Here is a 16011-nt window from a genome sequence, read left to right on the forward strand (position 1 = left end):
GGAGGGCGGGCAGTGCGGGGCGGGCCGTGGGGTGCGGGCGGAGGTGGGCGGGGTGGTGTGGGCGGTCGGGGGTGGTTCGGGGTTCCGCTGGTTTTCAACCGAGGTGGGGTAACGGTGTTTCCGTACAATTCCGGGCGATGATCACCCGATGGTGTGAGTGGTAGGTGTGCGGACCTGGTGGCGGAGGAGGGTGACGCCGTTGCCGAAGGTCCTGGTCTCGATCAGGTCCAAGTCCGTCTTCTCCTCCTCCGGGCTGAACCACGGCCGGCCTTGCCCGAGCAGGACCGGGTGGATGTAGAGGCGGTACTCGTCGATCAGGCCCAAGCGGCGGAAGGTGGTGGCCAGGTCGGGGCCGCCGACGACCAGATCACCGCGCGCCGATGCCTTCAGCGCCAGCACTTCCTCCCGCACCACCGAGCGCACGAGCGTCGCGTTCGGCCCCACCGACTCCGACGTCCGCGAGTACACGACCTTCGGCATCCCCCGCCAGATCCGCGCGAACTCGACCGTCGGCCCCGAAGCAGCGGGGTCCTGGTCGGCCGTCGGCCAGTACTCCTCCATCAACGCGTAAGTGCGCCGCCCCTCCAGGAACGCGCCCATCACCGCCAGGTCCGCGTTCATGTGCGAGTGCAGCTCGTCGTCCACCACGTGCCAGTCGATCGACCCGTCCACGCCCTCGAAGAAGCCGTCCAACGACACCGACAGCCAGAACACGATTTTCCCCACCGAACCCGCCTCACCAGTCGTGGAGTGTGCCGTCCGCCAGTCGGTTCACCGGCAGGTACGCGGCACGGTAGGGGAATCGGCCCGCCGCGTCCACGTCCAGCTCCACCCCCAACCCCGGCGACTCGGACGGGTGAAGCAGACCGTCCACGAACGTGTAAGACGTCCGGAACACCTCCAGCGTCTCCACCGTGTGCGGCATGTACTCCTGGATGCCGAAGTTGTGCACGGCCAGGTCGAGGTGCAGCGCGGCGGCCATGCCGACCGGCGAGATGTCCGTCGGCCCGTGCATCCCCGACTTGATCCCGTACACCGCGGCGAAGTCCAGCACCTTCTTCAACGCCGTCACCCCACCCGTGTGGGTGACCGCCGAACGCACGTAGTCGATCAACCGCTCGCTCAGCAACGTCGTGTAGTCGTGAATGGAGTTGAACACCTCGCCGATCGCCAACGGCGTGGTCGTGTGCTGCCGGATCAGCCGCAACGCCGCCTGGTCCTCACCGGGCGTGGCGTCCTCCAACCAGAACAAGTCGTACGGCTCCAACGCCTTGCCCAACCGCGCCGCCTCGATCGGGGTCATCCGGTGGTGGCCGTCGTGCAGCAACGGCAACGCCGGCCCGAACTCCGACCGCACCGCCTCGAACACCGAAGGCACGTGCCGCAGGTAAGCCCGCGTGTCCCAGCTCTCCTCCACCGGCAACGCCGTCGGCCGCGCCGGCTCGTAGTCGTACCGGTCACCGCCACCGGCCGCCGACGCCGCCACCCCGTACACCGTCTCCAGCCCCGGAATGCCGGTCTGCACCCGGATCGCCCGGAACCCGCGCTCCAGGTGCGCCCGGATCGAGTCGAACAGCTCCGGCAGGTCACGCCCGGACGCGTGCCCGTACGCCAACGCGCCGACCCGGCACGCCCCACCGAGCAACTGGTACAGCGGCATCCCCGCCGCCCGCGCCTTGATGTCCCACAAGGCCGTGTCGACGGCGGCGATCGCGGCCATCGTCACCGGACCGCGTCGCCAGTACGCGCCCGGTACAGGTACTGCCAGGTGTCCTCGATGGCTGACGCGTCCCTCCCGACCAGCAGCGGCACGACGTGCTCGCGCAGGTACGCCTCCACCGCCAGCTCACGTCCGTTGAGCGTCGCGTCACCCAGACCGGTGATCCCGTCCTCCGTGGTGATCCGGAGCGTGACGAAGTTCCGCCCCGGGCACGTCACCACGACCTCCACCGCCGCGATCCTCACGCCACGACCTCCCCGACCAGCACGCCGAACGCACCCAGCTCCACCGCGTCCCACGGCGAGCCGTCCAACCCCACCAACGATCCGCCGGTCACCAGCGGCGTCACCACGACAGGTGACGCGTGCTGGCTGACGAACCACGCGAACACCCGCCCGTCGACGGAGTGCTCCATCAACCCCGTCATCACCAACGGGTCGTCCACCCGCACCCGAGGCGGCACACCGGCCTCAAGAGCCAGCGCCGCGTACAACCGCCACGTCGGCTCCGGGTTCACCCGAGGGGTCCGCGCGGCCAGGTGCTCCAACGGGTACGTGCACAGCACCATCCACCCGTCACCCACCCGGTGGCGCAGCAACGCGGGCCGCCCACGCCCGTCCACCGCCAGCACCTCCGCGCCATCGGGCACCACCGGCAGGAACGCCCGCGACTCGGCCGTCCCACCGACCCGGAACACCAGCTCCTCCCCGGCCGCGATGCCGCCGAAGCCCAGCACGAACACCATCCGCACCACGTCGTCCTCGATCGGGTCGACCAGCCCGTACCGCGACTGCTTCACCACGCCGAACGTCTCGTCCAGCTTCGGCCACCACGGTCCGCGCTGCGTCCGGTGCTCGCCGACGAAGTACGACGCGTACACCACCGCACCCGCCGCCGCCCGCTCCACCAACGTCCGCCACGTCGGCGCGGTGAGCTGCTTGACCGACGGCACCAGGTACAGCGCGCAGTCGTCCGGCACGCCGTCCAGCTCGCGCGCCACACCCGCCGGCAGATCCGCCTCCCGTGCCGCGATGTAGGCCTGCCGCGCGTGGTCCGCCACGCTCGTCGCGTCCTCGGGCTGCGTAAACGGGTACCGCGCCTCCAGGAACGACGACACCACCAGGGCGATCCGCGTGTCCGGCCGCCGCAACCGCGCGAAATCCGTGCGCCGCAACACTTCCGTGAACGCGCGCACCTCCCGCAGCTGCGCCTTCGGCCGTCCCGCCGAATCCGTCAGCCCGAAGTGCATCTCGAACGGGTGGTGCCGGTACGGCTCCTGGTCGGCCAGGTCGTCGTAGTCGGTGTTGTTCCACGGTATCCAGCCGGTCGCGCCGGCCAGCAACGTCGTGTGCAGCACCTGCCGGTAGTAGTGCGCGGCGTTCTCCTCCGACACGTAGTCCGACGTCACGCCGAACTCCTCCACGATCACCGGCTTGCCGCCGAGGTCGAGCAGCTCGCAGACGAACGCCGCACCGAGGTGCAGCCGCACCTGGTCGTCCTCCATCCGGTACACGTGCGGCCCGTGGAAGTCGATCAGCGGCGTCAGGTCGCGGACCCGGAAACCGTTGTCCAGCCCGGTGATCTCCACGCCCCACGCGCCGTCGCCGACCGACACCGGCTGCGTCGCGCCCGCCGCGCGGATCTCGCCGATCAACGCCGCCGCCCACGCCGTCACCGCGTCCGCGTCCAGCGTGCCGATGCCGCGCGACCGCCAGTCGGCGTAGATCGGGATCTCGTTGCTCAGCAGCCACCCGGCCACGGCCGGGTGGTCCTTCCACCGGCCGGTCAGCTCGCGCACGTACCAGCGCTGCCGGTCCAGGAACGACTCGTCGGTGAAGATGTCCCGGCCGTCGCGCCAGGCCGGGTCCCAGTTCTGGCCGGACATGTGCCCGACCACGAACGTCGGGATCGTCCGCATCCCCACCGCGTGGTGCCGGTCGAGGAAGTCGTCGTAGCGGGCCAGCAGCACCGGGTCCAGCGAGTCCTCGGTCGGCATGAAGTCCGGCCAGAAGAAGAAGCTGCGGGTCAGGCCGATCCCGTGCGCGCGCATCACCCGCAGCTCCTCGTCCACCACGGACGGGTCGTAGTGGCGCCACATCAGCGGGCCGCCGGTCCGCGACCAGTAGTTGACCCCCACCCACACGTCGGGGCCGGTGAGCTTGGCGGAGTTGCGCTGCATGCAGCCAGGTATATCGTTTAACCACCGGTCTGTCGAGGCCCCCGGATCGACCGGTGTAACGTTTACCGAGTGGTGAGCCGCAAGCCCACGATCGCCGACGTCGCCGCCCTCGCGGGTGTGTCGGTGGCGGCCGTGTCGAAGGTCGTCAACGGCAAGGGCGGCATCTCCGCGCCCACCCGCGAACGTGTCCTCACCGCCGCGAGCAAGCTCCAGTGGACGCCGTCCGCCGCCGCCGTCGCCCTGCGCTCGGCCAAGACCCGCGCCATCGGCATGGTCGCCAAGCGGTCACCGGACCTGCTCAGCGCCGACCCGCACTTCACCCTGCTGATCTCCGGCATCGAGAGCGAGCTGTCCCCCCTCGGCTACGGCCTGCTGCACATCGTCGGCGAGGAGCCCAGCGCCGAGGAGGCCGCCTACCGCAGGCTCGCCGACGAACGCCGGGTCGACGGCGTGGTGCTCACCGAGAGCCGGATCGGCGACACCCGGTTCGAGCTGCTGCGGACCCTCGGCGTGAACACCGTGCTGATCGGCACGCCGTGGCGCGCCGACCCGGTGCCCTCGGTGCAGGCCACCGGCCCGGACCACGGCATCCGCGCCGCCGTCGACCACCTCGTCGGCCACGGCCACCGGCGCGTCGCCTACGTGTCCGGCCCCGAGGACCGCGTCCACACCCTCTACCGGCGGCGGGTGTTCGAAGACGCGTTGGCCGCGCACGACCTCGCCCCGAGCCACTCGGTCGTGTCCGACTTCACCGCCGCCGGCGCGGTCGACGCGATCGGCGGGCTGCTGGCGGACCGCCGCCGCCCCACCGCCGTGCTGTTCGCCAACGACTCCATGGCCGTGGCCGGGATGAGCGCGGCCCGCCGGCTCGGCGTGGACGTGCCCGGAGAGCTGTCCGTGGTCGGCCACGACGACCTGCCGCTCGGTGAACTCGTCTACCCGCAGCTCACCACCGTGCGCCAGGACCTGGTCGGGCTCGGACGCGCGGCGGCCAGGGTTCTGCTGGCGTCCTTGGGCGAGGTCGAGGGTGCTCCGGTCGACATCCGCCCGCCCGAGCTGGTGGTCCGCGAGTCCACGGGTCCGGCGCCCGACCGCACGTAAAGTGGAGGGCATGCGCACACGGCCGACGTTGAGCTGGACGCCGACCGGTGCGCCGCTGCCGCGCACCACCAGCCTGGACGAGGTCGTGCGGGTCGTCGCCGGAGGTCGGGTGCTGGTGCTCAGCGGCGCCGGGCTGTCCACCGAGTCGGGCATCCCGGACTACCGCGGCGCGTCCGGCAGCCTGCGCAAGCACACCCCGATGACCTACGACGAGTTCGTGAGCAGCGTCGAGGGCAGGCGCCGGTACTGGGCGCGCAGCCACCTGGGCTGGCGGACCATCGCCCGCGCCGCGCCCAACACGGGTCACCACGCCGTCGCCGAGCTGCACGCCCGCGGCCACCTGTCGGGCGTCATCACGCAGAACGTCGACGGCCTGCACCAGGCCGCCGGCACACCCGACGTGGTCGAGTTGCACGGTGGCCTCGACCGGGTGGTCTGCCTGGACTGCGGGGCGGTCAGCGCTCGCGAGGACCTCGACCACCGGTTCCGCGCCGCCAACCCCGGGTTCGAGGCCACCGCCACCCGGATCAACCCCGACGGCGACGTGGACCTGCCCGAGCCCGCGGTGCGCTCGTTCCGGCTGGTCGGCTGCGCCGCCTGCGGCACCGGCGTGCTCAAGCCGGACGTGGTGTTCTTCGGCGAGAACGTGCCCCGGCCCCGCGTGCGGCGGTGTTACGGGCTGGTGGACTCCGCCGACGCGCTGCTCGTCCTCGGCTCGTCGCTGACCGTCATGTCCGGCTTGCGGTTCGTCCGCCACGCCGCCACCGCCGGCAAACCGGTCCTGATCGTCAACCAGGGCGAGACCAGGGGCGACGTCCACGCCACCGTGCGCGTCGACCTGCCCCTGGGGCAGGCCCTGACCTCGCTGCTCGACCGGCTCTGACCGCCTAACCCCGCCTGAGCCGCAGCACGATGTCCGACCGCGTGCCGTGCTCGCCCTCCGGGCTCGTCAGCTCCCGCTCGACCGACTCGTCCACCTCCACGACCCAGCCCTTGCCCAGGTCCAGCGACGCCAGCACGTCGGCGTTGGTCGGGAACACGTAGTCCACCGGCGGGTTGTCGCGCAGCCACGTCGGCCAGCCCGCGTGCCCCACGACCAGCAGCACACCACCCGGCGCGACCGCCTCGGCCGCCCGCGCCAGGATGCCCTCCCGCTCACCCTCCGCGGCCACCGACGAGTGCAGGAACTGGGCCGAGACCAGGTCGAACACCCCCGTCGGGAACGAGCGCGCCAAGTCGTGCCGCTGCCAGTCGATGCGCGCGGCCAGGCCCAGTCCGGTGGCCCGGGCCGCGCCCCTGGCCAGGGCCACCGTCGACACGTCGACCGCCGTCACCTGCCAGCCCTGCTCGGCCAGCCACAACGCGTCACCGCCCTCGCCGCACCCCAGGTCCAGCGCGGTGCCCGGCGCCAGGTGGGCGACCTCGCGCACCAGCAGCTCGTTGGCCTTGCCGGTCCACACCTGGTCCCGGTCGCGGTAGAAGGTCTCCCAGTACTCCTCGGTTGCGTTCATGCCACGATCCTGCGGACCACCCCGGCGGATCGGCAAAGAAAGTTGCCGATCCGGCAACACCCGGGTCAGGCCTCGCCGACCTTGACCGCCGTCTCGTGCACCCCGATGTCCTCGCGGTCCACGCGCCACCGCGTCCGGCGTGAGCACCGCGGTGAACGGCCGCTTGTCGACCGTCACGCCGTTGTCGCGCGCGTACGCGTCCAACGCGTCGGAACGCGTCCCGCCGGCCACCGGGTCGCCACCGTCCAAGCCGGGCGCGCGGTCCACGACGCGCGGTGGCCGGGGCACGTCCCCACCTGACACGGCCGGCGTCGTGGCGAGCTGCCCCACCAGGGACTGGAGCACGGACGCCATCCGGCTCAGCAGCCGCTGCCGCTCAGCCACCAGCTCGGCCCGTTCCCGGTCGAGCCCGCGCTTTCGCTCGTCCAGGCGCCGTTGCTGGTCCTTGATCGCGTCGCCCTCGCTCGCGATCGCCTCCACCTCGGCCAGCAGTTGCTGCTTGGTCGAGTTCAGCGCGGTGGCCTGGGCGTTCAGGGCATCGGCGACCGCCGGCGGCGCGCCGTTGGGGTACCCGGCGACGGTGGCGTTGTGCTAGGCGATCCGGCGGGAGTTCTCGTCCAGCCGGGACAGCACACCGCGCGACCGCTCGTTGTAGGACTTGACCCGCCCGTCCAGCGCGGCCTGCCGGTCGGCGAGCTCGGCCTCCCGCTTCGGCCACGACTCGATCCGCGCGCCCAACTCGGTGATCCGGGCGTTCAGCGACGAGGAGTAGTCGCTGCTCGGGCTGAGCGGACCCGGTGCGACCGCGTCGGCGAGCGACACGCCCGGAGAACCGAACGCCAGGACCGCCACCACGACCAGGCACGCGGCCCGCCACGCCACCCCGCGCGCCATCACGACCGCACCCGGGCCACGACCCGGTCGGCGATGTCGGTCGCCGCCCGCCTGCCGTCACCCGCCTGGCACACCGCGACCTGGACGACCACGTCGTCCAGCACCCGCACCCGGCGGTGGCACGCCCACGCGTCACCGGTCTGCTGCACGGCCGTCCACGCCACGGTGTCGGAGGTCCGCGCGTCCACCGCGTAGAACCACTTCGGCGAGGTGTGCTCGTCACTCCCGACGCGCACGGCGGACCGGCATTCGGTGACGCCGGTGCCGAGCGTCCGGAACACCGCTTCGGCCTGTCCCCGATCGGGGTACCGGGCCACCACCTGGGTCACCACGTGGTCGGCGACGGCCTCGGACTCCTGGTGCGACACCGCCCAGAACGCCGTCCACCCGTCGCCGTACACCGAGCGCGTCATCGGACCGACCACCGCCGCGCACCCCGCGGGTTCCGCCCTCAACGCGGGCGGCGGTTCGCTCACGCCCTCCTCGGACCCCAGCGTGGTGCCGACGATCGTGCTCACCTCGTCCGCGGCCAGCACACCGGCCTGCAGCGTGCCGGGAACCAGCCGTGCCGCGTCGGGCCACACGAGGACACCGCCGAGCACCAGCGCCAGGCACCCCGCGACCGCCACCACGACCCACCGGCGTCTCCTCGTCGCGAACGGCCACGACACCGCCCGGCCCCAGCGCTCGGGGCGGGGCTCGTCGGTGGGCAGGGCGAACTCCCGGGTGTCCGGTTCAGCCACGGGTCCTCCGTCAGGTCACGGGACGCGGCACGGGCGCGGAGCACCGCCATGATCGGGGCGGTCACCCGAGGCTCCCACGACAGCCCGGCGCCCTGACCGTAAATGGGCGGAGAGCCGGAGACTGCCCGCGACACCGCGAAAAATCGTTGCGTAGTCGAAGGATTCCCTCGATCGGGTAATCACCTATCGCTCGAACGAGTCGAGGGTTTTCGGGTTCTACGCTGCCGTTCCGATATCCGGATCACACCGACCGCATTCGCGCGCCGGCTGTCTCCACGGGCTGTTGTCTGTCTGGGAAGGGTCGCGTGACTGGTTACCTCGAACTCGCCGCGTCCGCGGTGCTGTACGCGCTGGGCATCGTCGCCCAGTCGATCGCCTCCCGGCGCGCCGAGGGCGGTGTCGGCGTGCTCGGGCTGCTCGCCCGGCTCGCCCGCGACCGGCTCTACCTGCTCGGCTTCGCGGGCCAGGTGGGCGGGTTCGCGCTGGCGTTCCTGGCCCGCGCCGAACTGCCGCTCTACCTGGTGCAGGCCGGGTCGTCGTGCGCGGTCGGGCTGGCCACCCTGTTCGGCATCGCCGTGCTCGGCTGGCGCGTCCGCGCGATCGAGGTCGTGGTGCTCGTGGTGATGGCGGCCGGGCTGGTGCTGCTCGTCGCGGCGGCCACCCCGTCCGCCGCGCACGACGTGCCCCAAGGGCTCGGGATCGTCCTGTTCGGACTCCCGGTCGTCGCGCTCGTCCTCCTCCAGCGCCGGATCGGCGGCGTCGTGCCGCTGGCCGCGGCCGCGGGCGTCACGTTCGCCGTGGTCGCCATGACCAGCCGCACCCTCGCCGACGAACCGCTGCTCACCCTCCCGCTGTACCCGTTGGCGTGGCTGATGATCGCCGCCGCCGTGGTCGGCCAGTCCTACCTCGCGCTGGCCCTGCGCCGCGGCTCGGCCACCTCGACCGTGGCCACCATGGACGCCACCACCGTCGTGCTCACCTCGATCGTCGGCATCGCCGCCCTCGGCGACCGGATCACCCCCGGCCGCGAGTGGTGGGTGGCGCTCGGCGTCGCGCTCGTCGTGTCCGGCGTGCTCCTGCTCGGCTACGCCGACCGCTTCACCAAGGCGCCGGCGGAGGTGGCCCGGTGAACACCGCCAGCGTCTCCCTCGACCTCGACAACCTCTGGGCCTACCTCAAGACCCACGGTGACCCCGAGTGGGAACGCCGACCCAGCTACCTGCGCACCGCCGTGCCGCGACTGCTGGAGGTCTTCGGCACGCACGGCCTCACCACCACCGTGTTCGTCGTCGGCGCGGACGCCGAACGCGACGACGGCGCACAGGCCGTCGCCGACATCACCGCCGCCGGGCACGAGGTCGGCAACCACTCCTACCACCACGAACCCTGGCTGCACCGCTACACCCGCGACCGGCTCGAAGCCGAACTCGCCCGCACCGAGGACGCCATCGTCGCGGCCGGCGCGCCCCGGCCGACCGGCTTCCGCGGTCCCGGCTACAGCGTCACCCGCGACCTGCTGGAACTGCTCGCCGAACGCGGCTACCGCTACGACGCCAGCACCCTGCCCACCTGGATCGGACCGCTCGCCCGCGCCTACCACAACCGCACCGCGCCCACCGGCGGCGAACGCGACCTGTTCGGCGGCTTCGCCCGCGTCCGCGCGCCGAACGCCGCCTACCGCTGGCGCGTCGGCGCGGGCCTGGTCGAGCTGCCGGTCACCACCATGCCGCTGCTGCGCGTCCCGATCCACGGTTCCTACCTGCTCCAGCTGCACCAGCTCTCACCGCGGCTGGCCCGTGCGTATTTCAGTGCAGCCTTGCGTTTGTGCCGGGCGCGGTGCGTGCAGCCGTCGCTGCTGCTGCACCCCACCGACGTGCTCGGCGCGGCCGAGGCGCCCGGCCTGGAGTTCTTCCCCGGCATGGCGGTGCCCGGCGCGCGGAAGGTCGAGTTCCTGGGCTGGGTGCTCGGCGCGCTGCGCGACCACCACTTCGACGTGATCGGCACCGGCGCGCACGTCGACCGGCTCGACGCGGGCCTGCGCGAGCACGACACGGGACTGCTGGCGCGGTGCGGCGGATGACCTGGCTGGTGCGTGCCCTGACGTGCGCGACGGTGTTCGCCGCGCCACTGGAGGGCTACCTCCAGCAGGTCCACGGCCACCTGGCCAAGCTGCCGCCCGCGTTGCTGGTCGTCACCTGGGCCGTGGTGCGGGCGCGGCAACGCCGGGTACCCGAGCCGCACCCCGCGCACCTGGTCCTCGCCGCGCTCGCCGTCGTGCTGCTGGCGTCCTGGGCGGCGCACGCGGGTGGTGAGTACACGGCGACGTACGCCCTGCGCTGGCTGCCGTTCCTGCTGGTCACGGTCGTGCTGATCGACGTCGTCGCGCGGGAGGTGCCGATCCGTGCCGTACTCGCGGCGACCGTGGCGGGAGCCGTGCCGGCCGCCGTCGGAGCGCTGCACGGCATGGTCACCGAAGGGCAGACGCGGGCCGCCGGGCCGCTGGAGGACCCGAACGACCTGGCCTACTTCCTGGTCGCCGCACTGCCGCTGCTGCTCGCGACCCGGCACCGCGTGCTGCCCGCCGTGGCGGCCGTGGTCCTCGTCGCGGGCGCCGCGGCGACGTTCTCCCGGGGCGGCGCGCTCGCCCTCACCGCCGCCGTCGCCTGGCTGCTGGCCCGCCGCGCGCTGCCGCTCAAGGCGCTGGCGGGCGGGGTGGCGGCGCTGGCCGTGCTCGGCGTGGCCGCAGTCCTGCTCGCCGGACCGGAACTCGACCGGGCGCTGCGGGAGAAGTCCTACATCGCCGGGACCAATGTGGACACCCGCGAGCTGCGCTGGCAGGCCGCCGCGCGCATGGTCGCCGACCACCCCGCCCTCGGCGTCGGGCCCGGTGGGTTCCGCGCGGGCTACCCCGCCGCGTCGAACAACGCCGAGATCGACGAGCAGACCCCGGTGGCGCACAACATGTACCTGGAGGTCGCCGCCGAACTCGGCGTGCCCGGCTTCGCGTTGTTCGTCGCGCTGCTCGCGCTCACCGCGGTCGTCAGCGAACGCGTGCGCCGAACGACCCCCGATCCGGTGCCGATCCTCGCCGTGCAGGCGTCCCTGATCGCGGTCGTGGTCGCCTCCACCTTCCTGTCCCAGCAGTACTACCTGCCGTTGTGGTCGCTGGTCGCGGTCGTGGCCGCGGCCGACCTGCGTCTGAGGAGAGCGAGCGACGTTGCGTGTGCTCCACGTGATCAGTGAGATGGGAACCGGTGGCGCCGAAGCACTCGTCGCCGGGATGGCCAGGTCGGGCGCGCAGTTCGGCTGGCAGTCGGCGGTGGCCAGCGGCGGCGGGCACCGGGCCGAGGCGTTGCGCGCGTGCGGCGTGCCGACGTTCACCGTGCCGGTCGCCCGGCGCAAGGCGACCGGCGTGCTGCGCGCGACCACCGCCACCAAGGCCGCGATCCGCAGCTTCCGGCCGCAGGTCGTGCTGGCGCACAACGTGTCGGCCAGCCTGGTCGCGCGGCTGGCCGTGCTGCCGCGTCGGCTGCCGCTGCTGACCGTGTTCCACGGCGTCGCGGAAACCGACTACACCGGCGCGGCCCGCATCCTCAAACGCACCTCGCGCACGGTCGTCGCGGTCGCCGACGCCACGGCCGACCGGCTGCGGGCCGCGGGCGTGCCCGACCCGGTGGTGATCCCGAACGCGGTGTTCCCGCAACCCGAACGGGTGGACCGGGACGCGGTGCGCGCGGTGCACGGCGTCTCCCGCGACGTGCCGGTGGCGTTGTGCCCGGCCCGGCTGGAACCGCAGAAGCGGCACGACGTGCTGCTGGAGGCGTGGGCGAAGCTCGACGGCGACGCGGTGCTGTGGCTGGCGGGCGACGGCAGCCTCCGCGACGAGCTGCGGCTGCGTGCCGCCGAACTGGGCATCGCCGACCGGGTCCGGTTCCTGGGCAACCGCTGCGACGTGCCCGACCTGCTGGCCGCCGCCGACGTCACCGTGCTCACCAGCGACTGGGAGGGCATGCCGATCGCGGTGCTGGAGTCGCTGGCCGCCGGGCGTCCCGTGGTGGCGACCGATGTGGACGGTGTGCGGCAGGCGCTGGCCGGTGGCGGCGGCGTGGTCGTGCCGCGCCGCGACCCGGGCGCGACCGCCGAGGCGTTGCGGTCGCTGCTGTTCGACCCGCGAGCGCGCGCCGACCTGGCCGACGAGGGCCTCGCGTCCGTGCGGCGCGAGCACGACCCGCGTCTGCTGATGCGGTCCTACGACGAACTGCTGCGCACCGCGATCGGAGCTTCATGATGGACCTGAGCGTGTTGCGGTACCCGCGCGTCCCGGCCGCCCTGAAGCGCCCGCTGGCGCTCAGCCTCGGGATCGCCCTGCTCGTCGGGACCGCCGTGGTGGTCGCCGTCGAGGTGGCGGGCAAGGAGTACGCGAGCCGCGTCGGCGTGCTCGCGGTGCCGACCGTCGGCGAGCCCGACGAGCCGCCCGAGGCGAGCTTCGGAGAGGTCGTCGCGCTGTCGCTGCCCGCGCTGGTCGAACTCGCCCGGACACCGACGGTGCTGCGCGCGACCGCCGACGAGCTGGGCACCACCACCGACGACCTGGCCGGTCGCGTGTCCGTGGAACTGGTGCCCGCCTCCGGCCTGGCCCGGCTGTCGGTGCGCGCCGAGACCGCGGACCGCGCCGCGCAAGCCGCGACGCGGATCGCGCAGACCGTGGTGGAGGCCGACCTGCTCGCGCCCGTCGCCCGGCTGCGGCTGCTCGACCGGCCCGAGACCACTCAGGTCGCGCCGGACCGGCCGCTGGCGTACGGGCTGGCGCTGATCGCCGGGGTGCTGGCGGGCCTGGCCGCGCACGCCGTCGGCCACCTGCGCCGGACCCGGCCCCGTGACCGGGTGCGTGCCGCACTGATCGCCGGCGGCGTCCGGCACCCGGTGGCCGTGCTGCCGGACGACGGACCCGACCTGGCGCAGCGGTTGGCGCTGCTGTGCGAGGCGGCGGCACGGCCCGCGCGCGTGGTCGCCGTCGCGCCGGCGCTGGCCGACCGCGCGGAGGACCTGGCCGCCGAACTGCCGGACAAGACCGGTGAACCCGCCGACGGTGACGCGGTGATCGCCGTCGTCCCGGGCGGCGGCCCGCAGGACGAGCTGGCGACCGTGGTCGGCGCGCTGCCGTCCGCGTCGACCCTGGTGGCGGTGGTGACGTGCTGAAGACCGTGGCGGTGAAGGACAAGGCGCGGCTGTTGACCGCGCTGGTGGCGGTGGTCGGCGCCGTGGCGGCGTGGCGCGCGCTGCGGCCGTCGTGGCAGGTGCCGCTGCCGACGTGGGCGACCCTGCCCGAGGAACGCCTGCAGGACTTCCGGGACGCGCTGTACTTCCCCGTCCGCGAGTTCCTGGCGGGCGGCAACCCGTACCACCCGGCGGCGATGTTCGAGCACTGGCCGGTGCGGCAGGCGTTCAACCTCTACCAGCCCTACCACCTGCTACTGCACGCGCCGTTCGCGTTGCCGGAGTACCGGGTCGGCGCGGTGGCGTTCACGGTGGCCTCCCTGGTGCTGCTGGTGGTCCTGGCGCTGCTCGCGGCCGGACGGCTGCGCCCGCACGTGCCGTTGGCGCTGGGCACGGCGGTGATCGCGACCCTGCTGGTGCTCAGCCAGGTGGGCAAGGCTCAGCTGTACGTCGGCCAGGTGAACCCGCTGATCGCGGTCGGCGCGGCGGGCGCGTTGCTGGCCAGGCGGGACGCGCCGAAGTGGGCGTCGGTCGCGTTGGCGCTGGCGTGGCTCAAGCCGCAGTTCGGCCTGCCGCTGGCGGTGCTGCTGTTCGTCCGCGGGTCGCGGCGGGTGGCGTTGACCGGCACGGCGGTCGCGGCGGCGGCCAGCCTGGTCGTGGTGGTGCCGCTGGTGCTGCGCGGCGGCGGTGTCGGGCCGTTCCTGGACGTCGTCGCGGCGAACCTGGCGCACGCCGGGGAGACGGCGTACGGCGCGGTGGACTCGATGACGGCGCAGCGGGTCGACCTCGCGGCCGTGCTCTACCGCGTCACGGGCTGGCTGCCGGGCGGCGCGGAACCGCTGGCGCTGGTGGCCGTGCTGGTGGCGAGCGCGGTGCTGGTGCGCCGGCTGGACCGGATGGGCCAGCCCGCCGCGGCGGACCTGCTGACGTGCCTGGCGGTGGTGGCCGCGATGGTCCACCAGCCGGGTGATGTGCTGATCGCTGTGCCGTCGCTGGTCGCGGTCGGTGTGGTGTGGTGGCAGCGCCGGTGCGAGCGGGACTGGCGGCTCGGGCTGTCCGTCCTGCTGCTCCTGGTCCCCTTCGCGCACCTGCACTTCGTCAGCCAGGCCATCCGGGCGGTGGCCGGCGCGCGGGTCGACGTGACGGTCGACGGTGTCGCCGTCGTGGCGGCGTGGGTGCTGGCGACCGTGTTCGCCGCCACCCGCCGCTGCTCGGCCGTCGGCACGGTCCGGACGTGACACCCGTCGGGCAGCGGGCCGTGCGGGGCTCGCTGTGGCTGTTCGGGGTCAACCTGGTCAGCAAGGGCAGCCAGATGGCCGTCACGCTGGTGCTGGCCGCCTTCCTCACCGAGGAAGGGCTGGGGCTGGTGGCGCTGGCCGTGGCGCTGGTGAACATCGGCCAGGTCGTCCAGTCGATGGGCGTGTACGACGTGGTCAGCCGGACCGACCGCGACCCGCGCCGGGTGGCGGGCACGCTGCTCGTGCTCAGCGCGGGCGCCGGGGTGCTGCTGGCGGCGGTGCTGGTGCTCGCGGCGAACCCGATCGCGCAAGCGTTGGACGCGCCGTCGGCCGCACCGCTGGTGCGGCTGGCCGCGGTGAGCCTGCCGTTCTCGGCGGTCGCCGGCGTGCAGATGGGGTTGCTGCACCGCGCGTTGGACTTCAGGCGTCGGATGTTGCCCGACGCCGGTGGCGCGCTGCTCGGCGCGGCGGTGACGATCGCGCTGGCGGTGACCGGCGCCGGGCCGTACTCGCTGGTGATCGGCCTGCTGTGCACGGCGGTCGCGCAACCCGTGCTCGGTGTGGCGGTCGGCGTGCGGGTGCGGCCGGTGTGGGACGCGGAGGCGGTGGCCGAGGCGTCGCGGTGGATCGCGGTGGTCGGGCCGGGCGCGCTGGTGGCCGTGCTGCTGATCAACCTGGACTACCTGGCGATCGCCCGGGTGCACGGCCCGGAGGCGGTCGGCGTGTACTCGCTGGCGTACCGGATCGCGTGGGTGCCCTACATCCTGGTCGCGGTGGTGCTCGGCGGGGTCGTGCTGCCCTTGTGCGCCGAGCTGGTCCGCGCCGGGGAAGGACTGTCCGAAGTGGTCGGACGGTTCACCTCGGCCGCGCTGGCGGTGACCGGCGCCCTGTACGCGGTGACGGCCGTGCTGGCCGACCGGGTCGTGGTGTTCGGCGCCCGGTGGGCGGAGGCGGCCGTGCCGCTGGCCCTGCTGTGCCTGTACGGCCTGGGGATCAGCCTGCTGCACGTCTGGTACCAGGTGCTCAAGGCCGCCGGGCACGCCCGCCGCTACCTGGCGCTGGAGGTCACCCACCTGGTGCTGCTGGTCGGCGGGCTGCTGCTGTTCACCCGGCACGGCGTGGTGGCGGTCGCGCTGGTCCAGCTCACGGCGGCGTGGCTGGTGGTGCCGTGCACGTGGTGGGCGTTGGCCCGCCGGGGGATGGGGCCGCCGTGGCCCGCGCTCGCCCGCGGTGCTCTCGGCGTGGTCGCGGCGGCGGGGTGCGGCGCGGCGGTGGCGTTCGGAGTCGGTGACGTGTTCGGGCCGCCCGGTTCGGTGGTGGCCGCGCTCGGTGAAGGGGTCGTGGTGGCGGTGGTGTGCGGCGTGGTCGTGCTGGCGGCGAACCGGGAGGTGGTGCGCCGGTGAGGGTG

The 16011-nt window shown here is 73.4% G+C and carries 14 protein-coding genes and 1 pseudogene; 9 read left to right on the forward strand and 6 right to left on the reverse strand.

Annotated elements, in window-relative coordinates; all coding sequences use genetic code 11:
* Positions 1 to 141: 141 nt before the first annotated feature.
* From A6A25_RS38580 to A6A25_RS38590, 3 genes and pseudogenes are all read right to left on the reverse strand, one after another.
* A complete protein-coding gene (locus A6A25_RS38580) occupies positions 142 to 726 on the reverse strand; it encodes a dihydrofolate reductase family protein (RefSeq protein WP_073899007.1) in 585 nt (194 codons plus the stop codon).
* Between the two features lie 10 nt (positions 727 to 736).
* Positions 737 to 1965, reverse strand: a pseudogene (gene manD / locus A6A25_RS38585) (D-mannonate dehydratase ManD).
* Positions 1962 to 3899, reverse strand: coding sequence for a cellulase family glycosylhydrolase (locus A6A25_RS38590; protein WP_073899009.1), 1938 nt, complete (start codon positions 3897 to 3899; stop codon positions 1962 to 1964). Before A6A25_RS38590 ends, manD begins: the two are co-directional and overlap by 4 nt.
* 69 nt (positions 3900 to 3968) lie before the next feature.
* On the opposite strand from A6A25_RS38590, the gene A6A25_RS38595 reads away from it, so the two are divergent.
* Both A6A25_RS38595 and A6A25_RS38600 read left to right on the forward strand, forming a co-directional pair.
* Positions 3969 to 5000 (forward strand): LacI family DNA-binding transcriptional regulator, encoded by a 1032-nt coding sequence (locus tag A6A25_RS38595; RefSeq protein ID WP_073899011.1) that lies wholly within the window; start codon positions 3969 to 3971, stop codon positions 4998 to 5000.
* 10 nt (positions 5001 to 5010) lie between these two features.
* Positions 5011 to 5883, forward strand: coding sequence for an NAD-dependent protein deacetylase (locus A6A25_RS38600; RefSeq protein WP_073899337.1), 873 nt, complete (start codon positions 5011 to 5013; stop codon positions 5881 to 5883).
* A gap of 4 nt (positions 5884 to 5887) precedes the next feature.
* Here A6A25_RS38600 and A6A25_RS47035 read toward each other — a convergent pair whose 3' ends face one another.
* From A6A25_RS47035 to A6A25_RS38615, 3 genes are all read right to left on the reverse strand, one after another.
* Entirely contained in the window at positions 5888 to 6991 is a 1104-nt protein-coding gene (locus A6A25_RS47035; protein WP_380733518.1) for an SAM-dependent methyltransferase, read from the reverse strand.
* Between the two features lie 111 nt (positions 6992 to 7102).
* A complete protein-coding gene (locus A6A25_RS38610) occupies positions 7103 to 7405 on the reverse strand; it encodes a hypothetical protein (RefSeq protein ID WP_073899013.1) in 303 nt (100 codons plus the stop codon).
* Positions 7405 to 8148 carry a sensor domain-containing protein gene (locus A6A25_RS38615; RefSeq protein ID WP_073899014.1) on the reverse strand — a complete coding sequence of 248 codons (744 nt, stop codon included), beginning with the start codon at positions 8146 to 8148 and terminating at the stop codon, positions 7405 to 7407. The genes A6A25_RS38610 and A6A25_RS38615 overlap by 1 nt, the downstream gene beginning before the upstream one ends.
* A gap of 305 nt (positions 8149 to 8453) precedes the next feature.
* Here A6A25_RS38615 and A6A25_RS38620 point away from each other — a divergent pair, with 305 nt between their 5' ends.
* From A6A25_RS38620 to A6A25_RS38650, 7 genes are read left to right on the forward strand one after another with little or no spacing between them, the layout of a single operon-like run.
* A complete protein-coding gene (locus A6A25_RS38620; protein WP_073899016.1) occupies positions 8454 to 9278 on the forward strand; it encodes a hypothetical protein in 825 nt (274 codons plus the stop codon).
* Entirely contained in the window at positions 9275 to 10228 is a 954-nt protein-coding gene (locus A6A25_RS38625; protein ID WP_073899018.1) for a polysaccharide deacetylase family protein, read from the forward strand. Before A6A25_RS38620 ends, A6A25_RS38625 begins: the two co-directional genes overlap by 4 nt.
* Positions 10225 to 11391, forward strand: a complete 1167-nt coding sequence (locus tag A6A25_RS38630; protein WP_073899339.1) for an O-antigen ligase family protein — start codon at positions 10225 to 10227, stop codon at positions 11389 to 11391. The genes A6A25_RS38625 and A6A25_RS38630 overlap by 4 nt, the downstream gene beginning before the upstream one ends.
* A 1-nt stretch (position 11392) precedes the next feature.
* Positions 11393 to 12436 carry a glycosyltransferase gene (locus A6A25_RS38635; protein ID WP_073899338.1) on the forward strand — a complete coding sequence of 348 codons (1044 nt, stop codon included), beginning with the start codon at positions 11393 to 11395 and terminating at the stop codon, positions 12434 to 12436.
* Entirely contained in the window at positions 12436 to 13347 is a 912-nt protein-coding gene (locus A6A25_RS38640) for a hypothetical protein (RefSeq protein ID WP_241829149.1), read from the forward strand. The genes A6A25_RS38635 and A6A25_RS38640 overlap by 1 nt, the downstream gene beginning before the upstream one ends.
* Positions 13341 to 14603 (forward strand): glycosyltransferase family 87 protein, encoded by a 1263-nt coding sequence (locus A6A25_RS38645; protein ID WP_241829150.1) that lies wholly within the window; start codon positions 13341 to 13343, stop codon positions 14601 to 14603. Before A6A25_RS38640 ends, A6A25_RS38645 begins: the two co-directional genes overlap by 7 nt.
* Positions 14600 to 16006 (forward strand): oligosaccharide flippase family protein, encoded by a 1407-nt coding sequence (locus tag A6A25_RS38650; RefSeq protein ID WP_241829151.1) that lies wholly within the window; start codon positions 14600 to 14602, stop codon positions 16004 to 16006. The genes A6A25_RS38645 and A6A25_RS38650 overlap by 4 nt, the downstream gene beginning before the upstream one ends.
* The last annotated feature ends 5 nt before the right edge of the window (positions 16007 to 16011 follow it).

The sequence above is a fragment of the Saccharothrix sp. CB00851 genome (assembly GCF_001905065.1).
Classification (GTDB): domain Bacteria; phylum Actinomycetota; class Actinomycetes; order Mycobacteriales; family Pseudonocardiaceae; genus Actinosynnema.

What these genes read in the sequence shown, in the direction of transcription:
- A6A25_RS38610 (WP_073899013.1), bottom strand. Translation starts at nt 7,405, where the DNA reads ATGGCGCGCGGGGTGGCGTGGCGGGCCGCGTGCCTGGTCGTGGTGGCG.
- A6A25_RS38590 (WP_073899009.1), bottom strand. Translation starts at nt 3,899, where the DNA reads ATGCAGCGCAACTCCGCCAAGCTCACCGGCCCCGACGTGTGGGTGGGG.
- A6A25_RS38630 (WP_073899339.1), top strand. Translation starts at nt 10,225, where the DNA reads ATGACCTGGCTGGTGCGTGCCCTGACGTGCGCGACGGTGTTCGCCGCG.
- A6A25_RS38640 (WP_241829149.1), top strand. Translation starts at nt 12,436, where the DNA reads ATGGACCTGAGCGTGTTGCGGTACCCGCGCGTCCCGGCCGCCCTGAAG.
- A6A25_RS38600 (WP_073899337.1), top strand. Translation starts at nt 5,011, where the DNA reads ATGCGCACACGGCCGACGTTGAGCTGGACGCCGACCGGTGCGCCGCTG.
- A6A25_RS38635 (WP_073899338.1), top strand. Translation starts at nt 11,393, where the DNA reads ATGGGAACCGGTGGCGCCGAAGCACTCGTCGCCGGGATGGCCAGGTCG.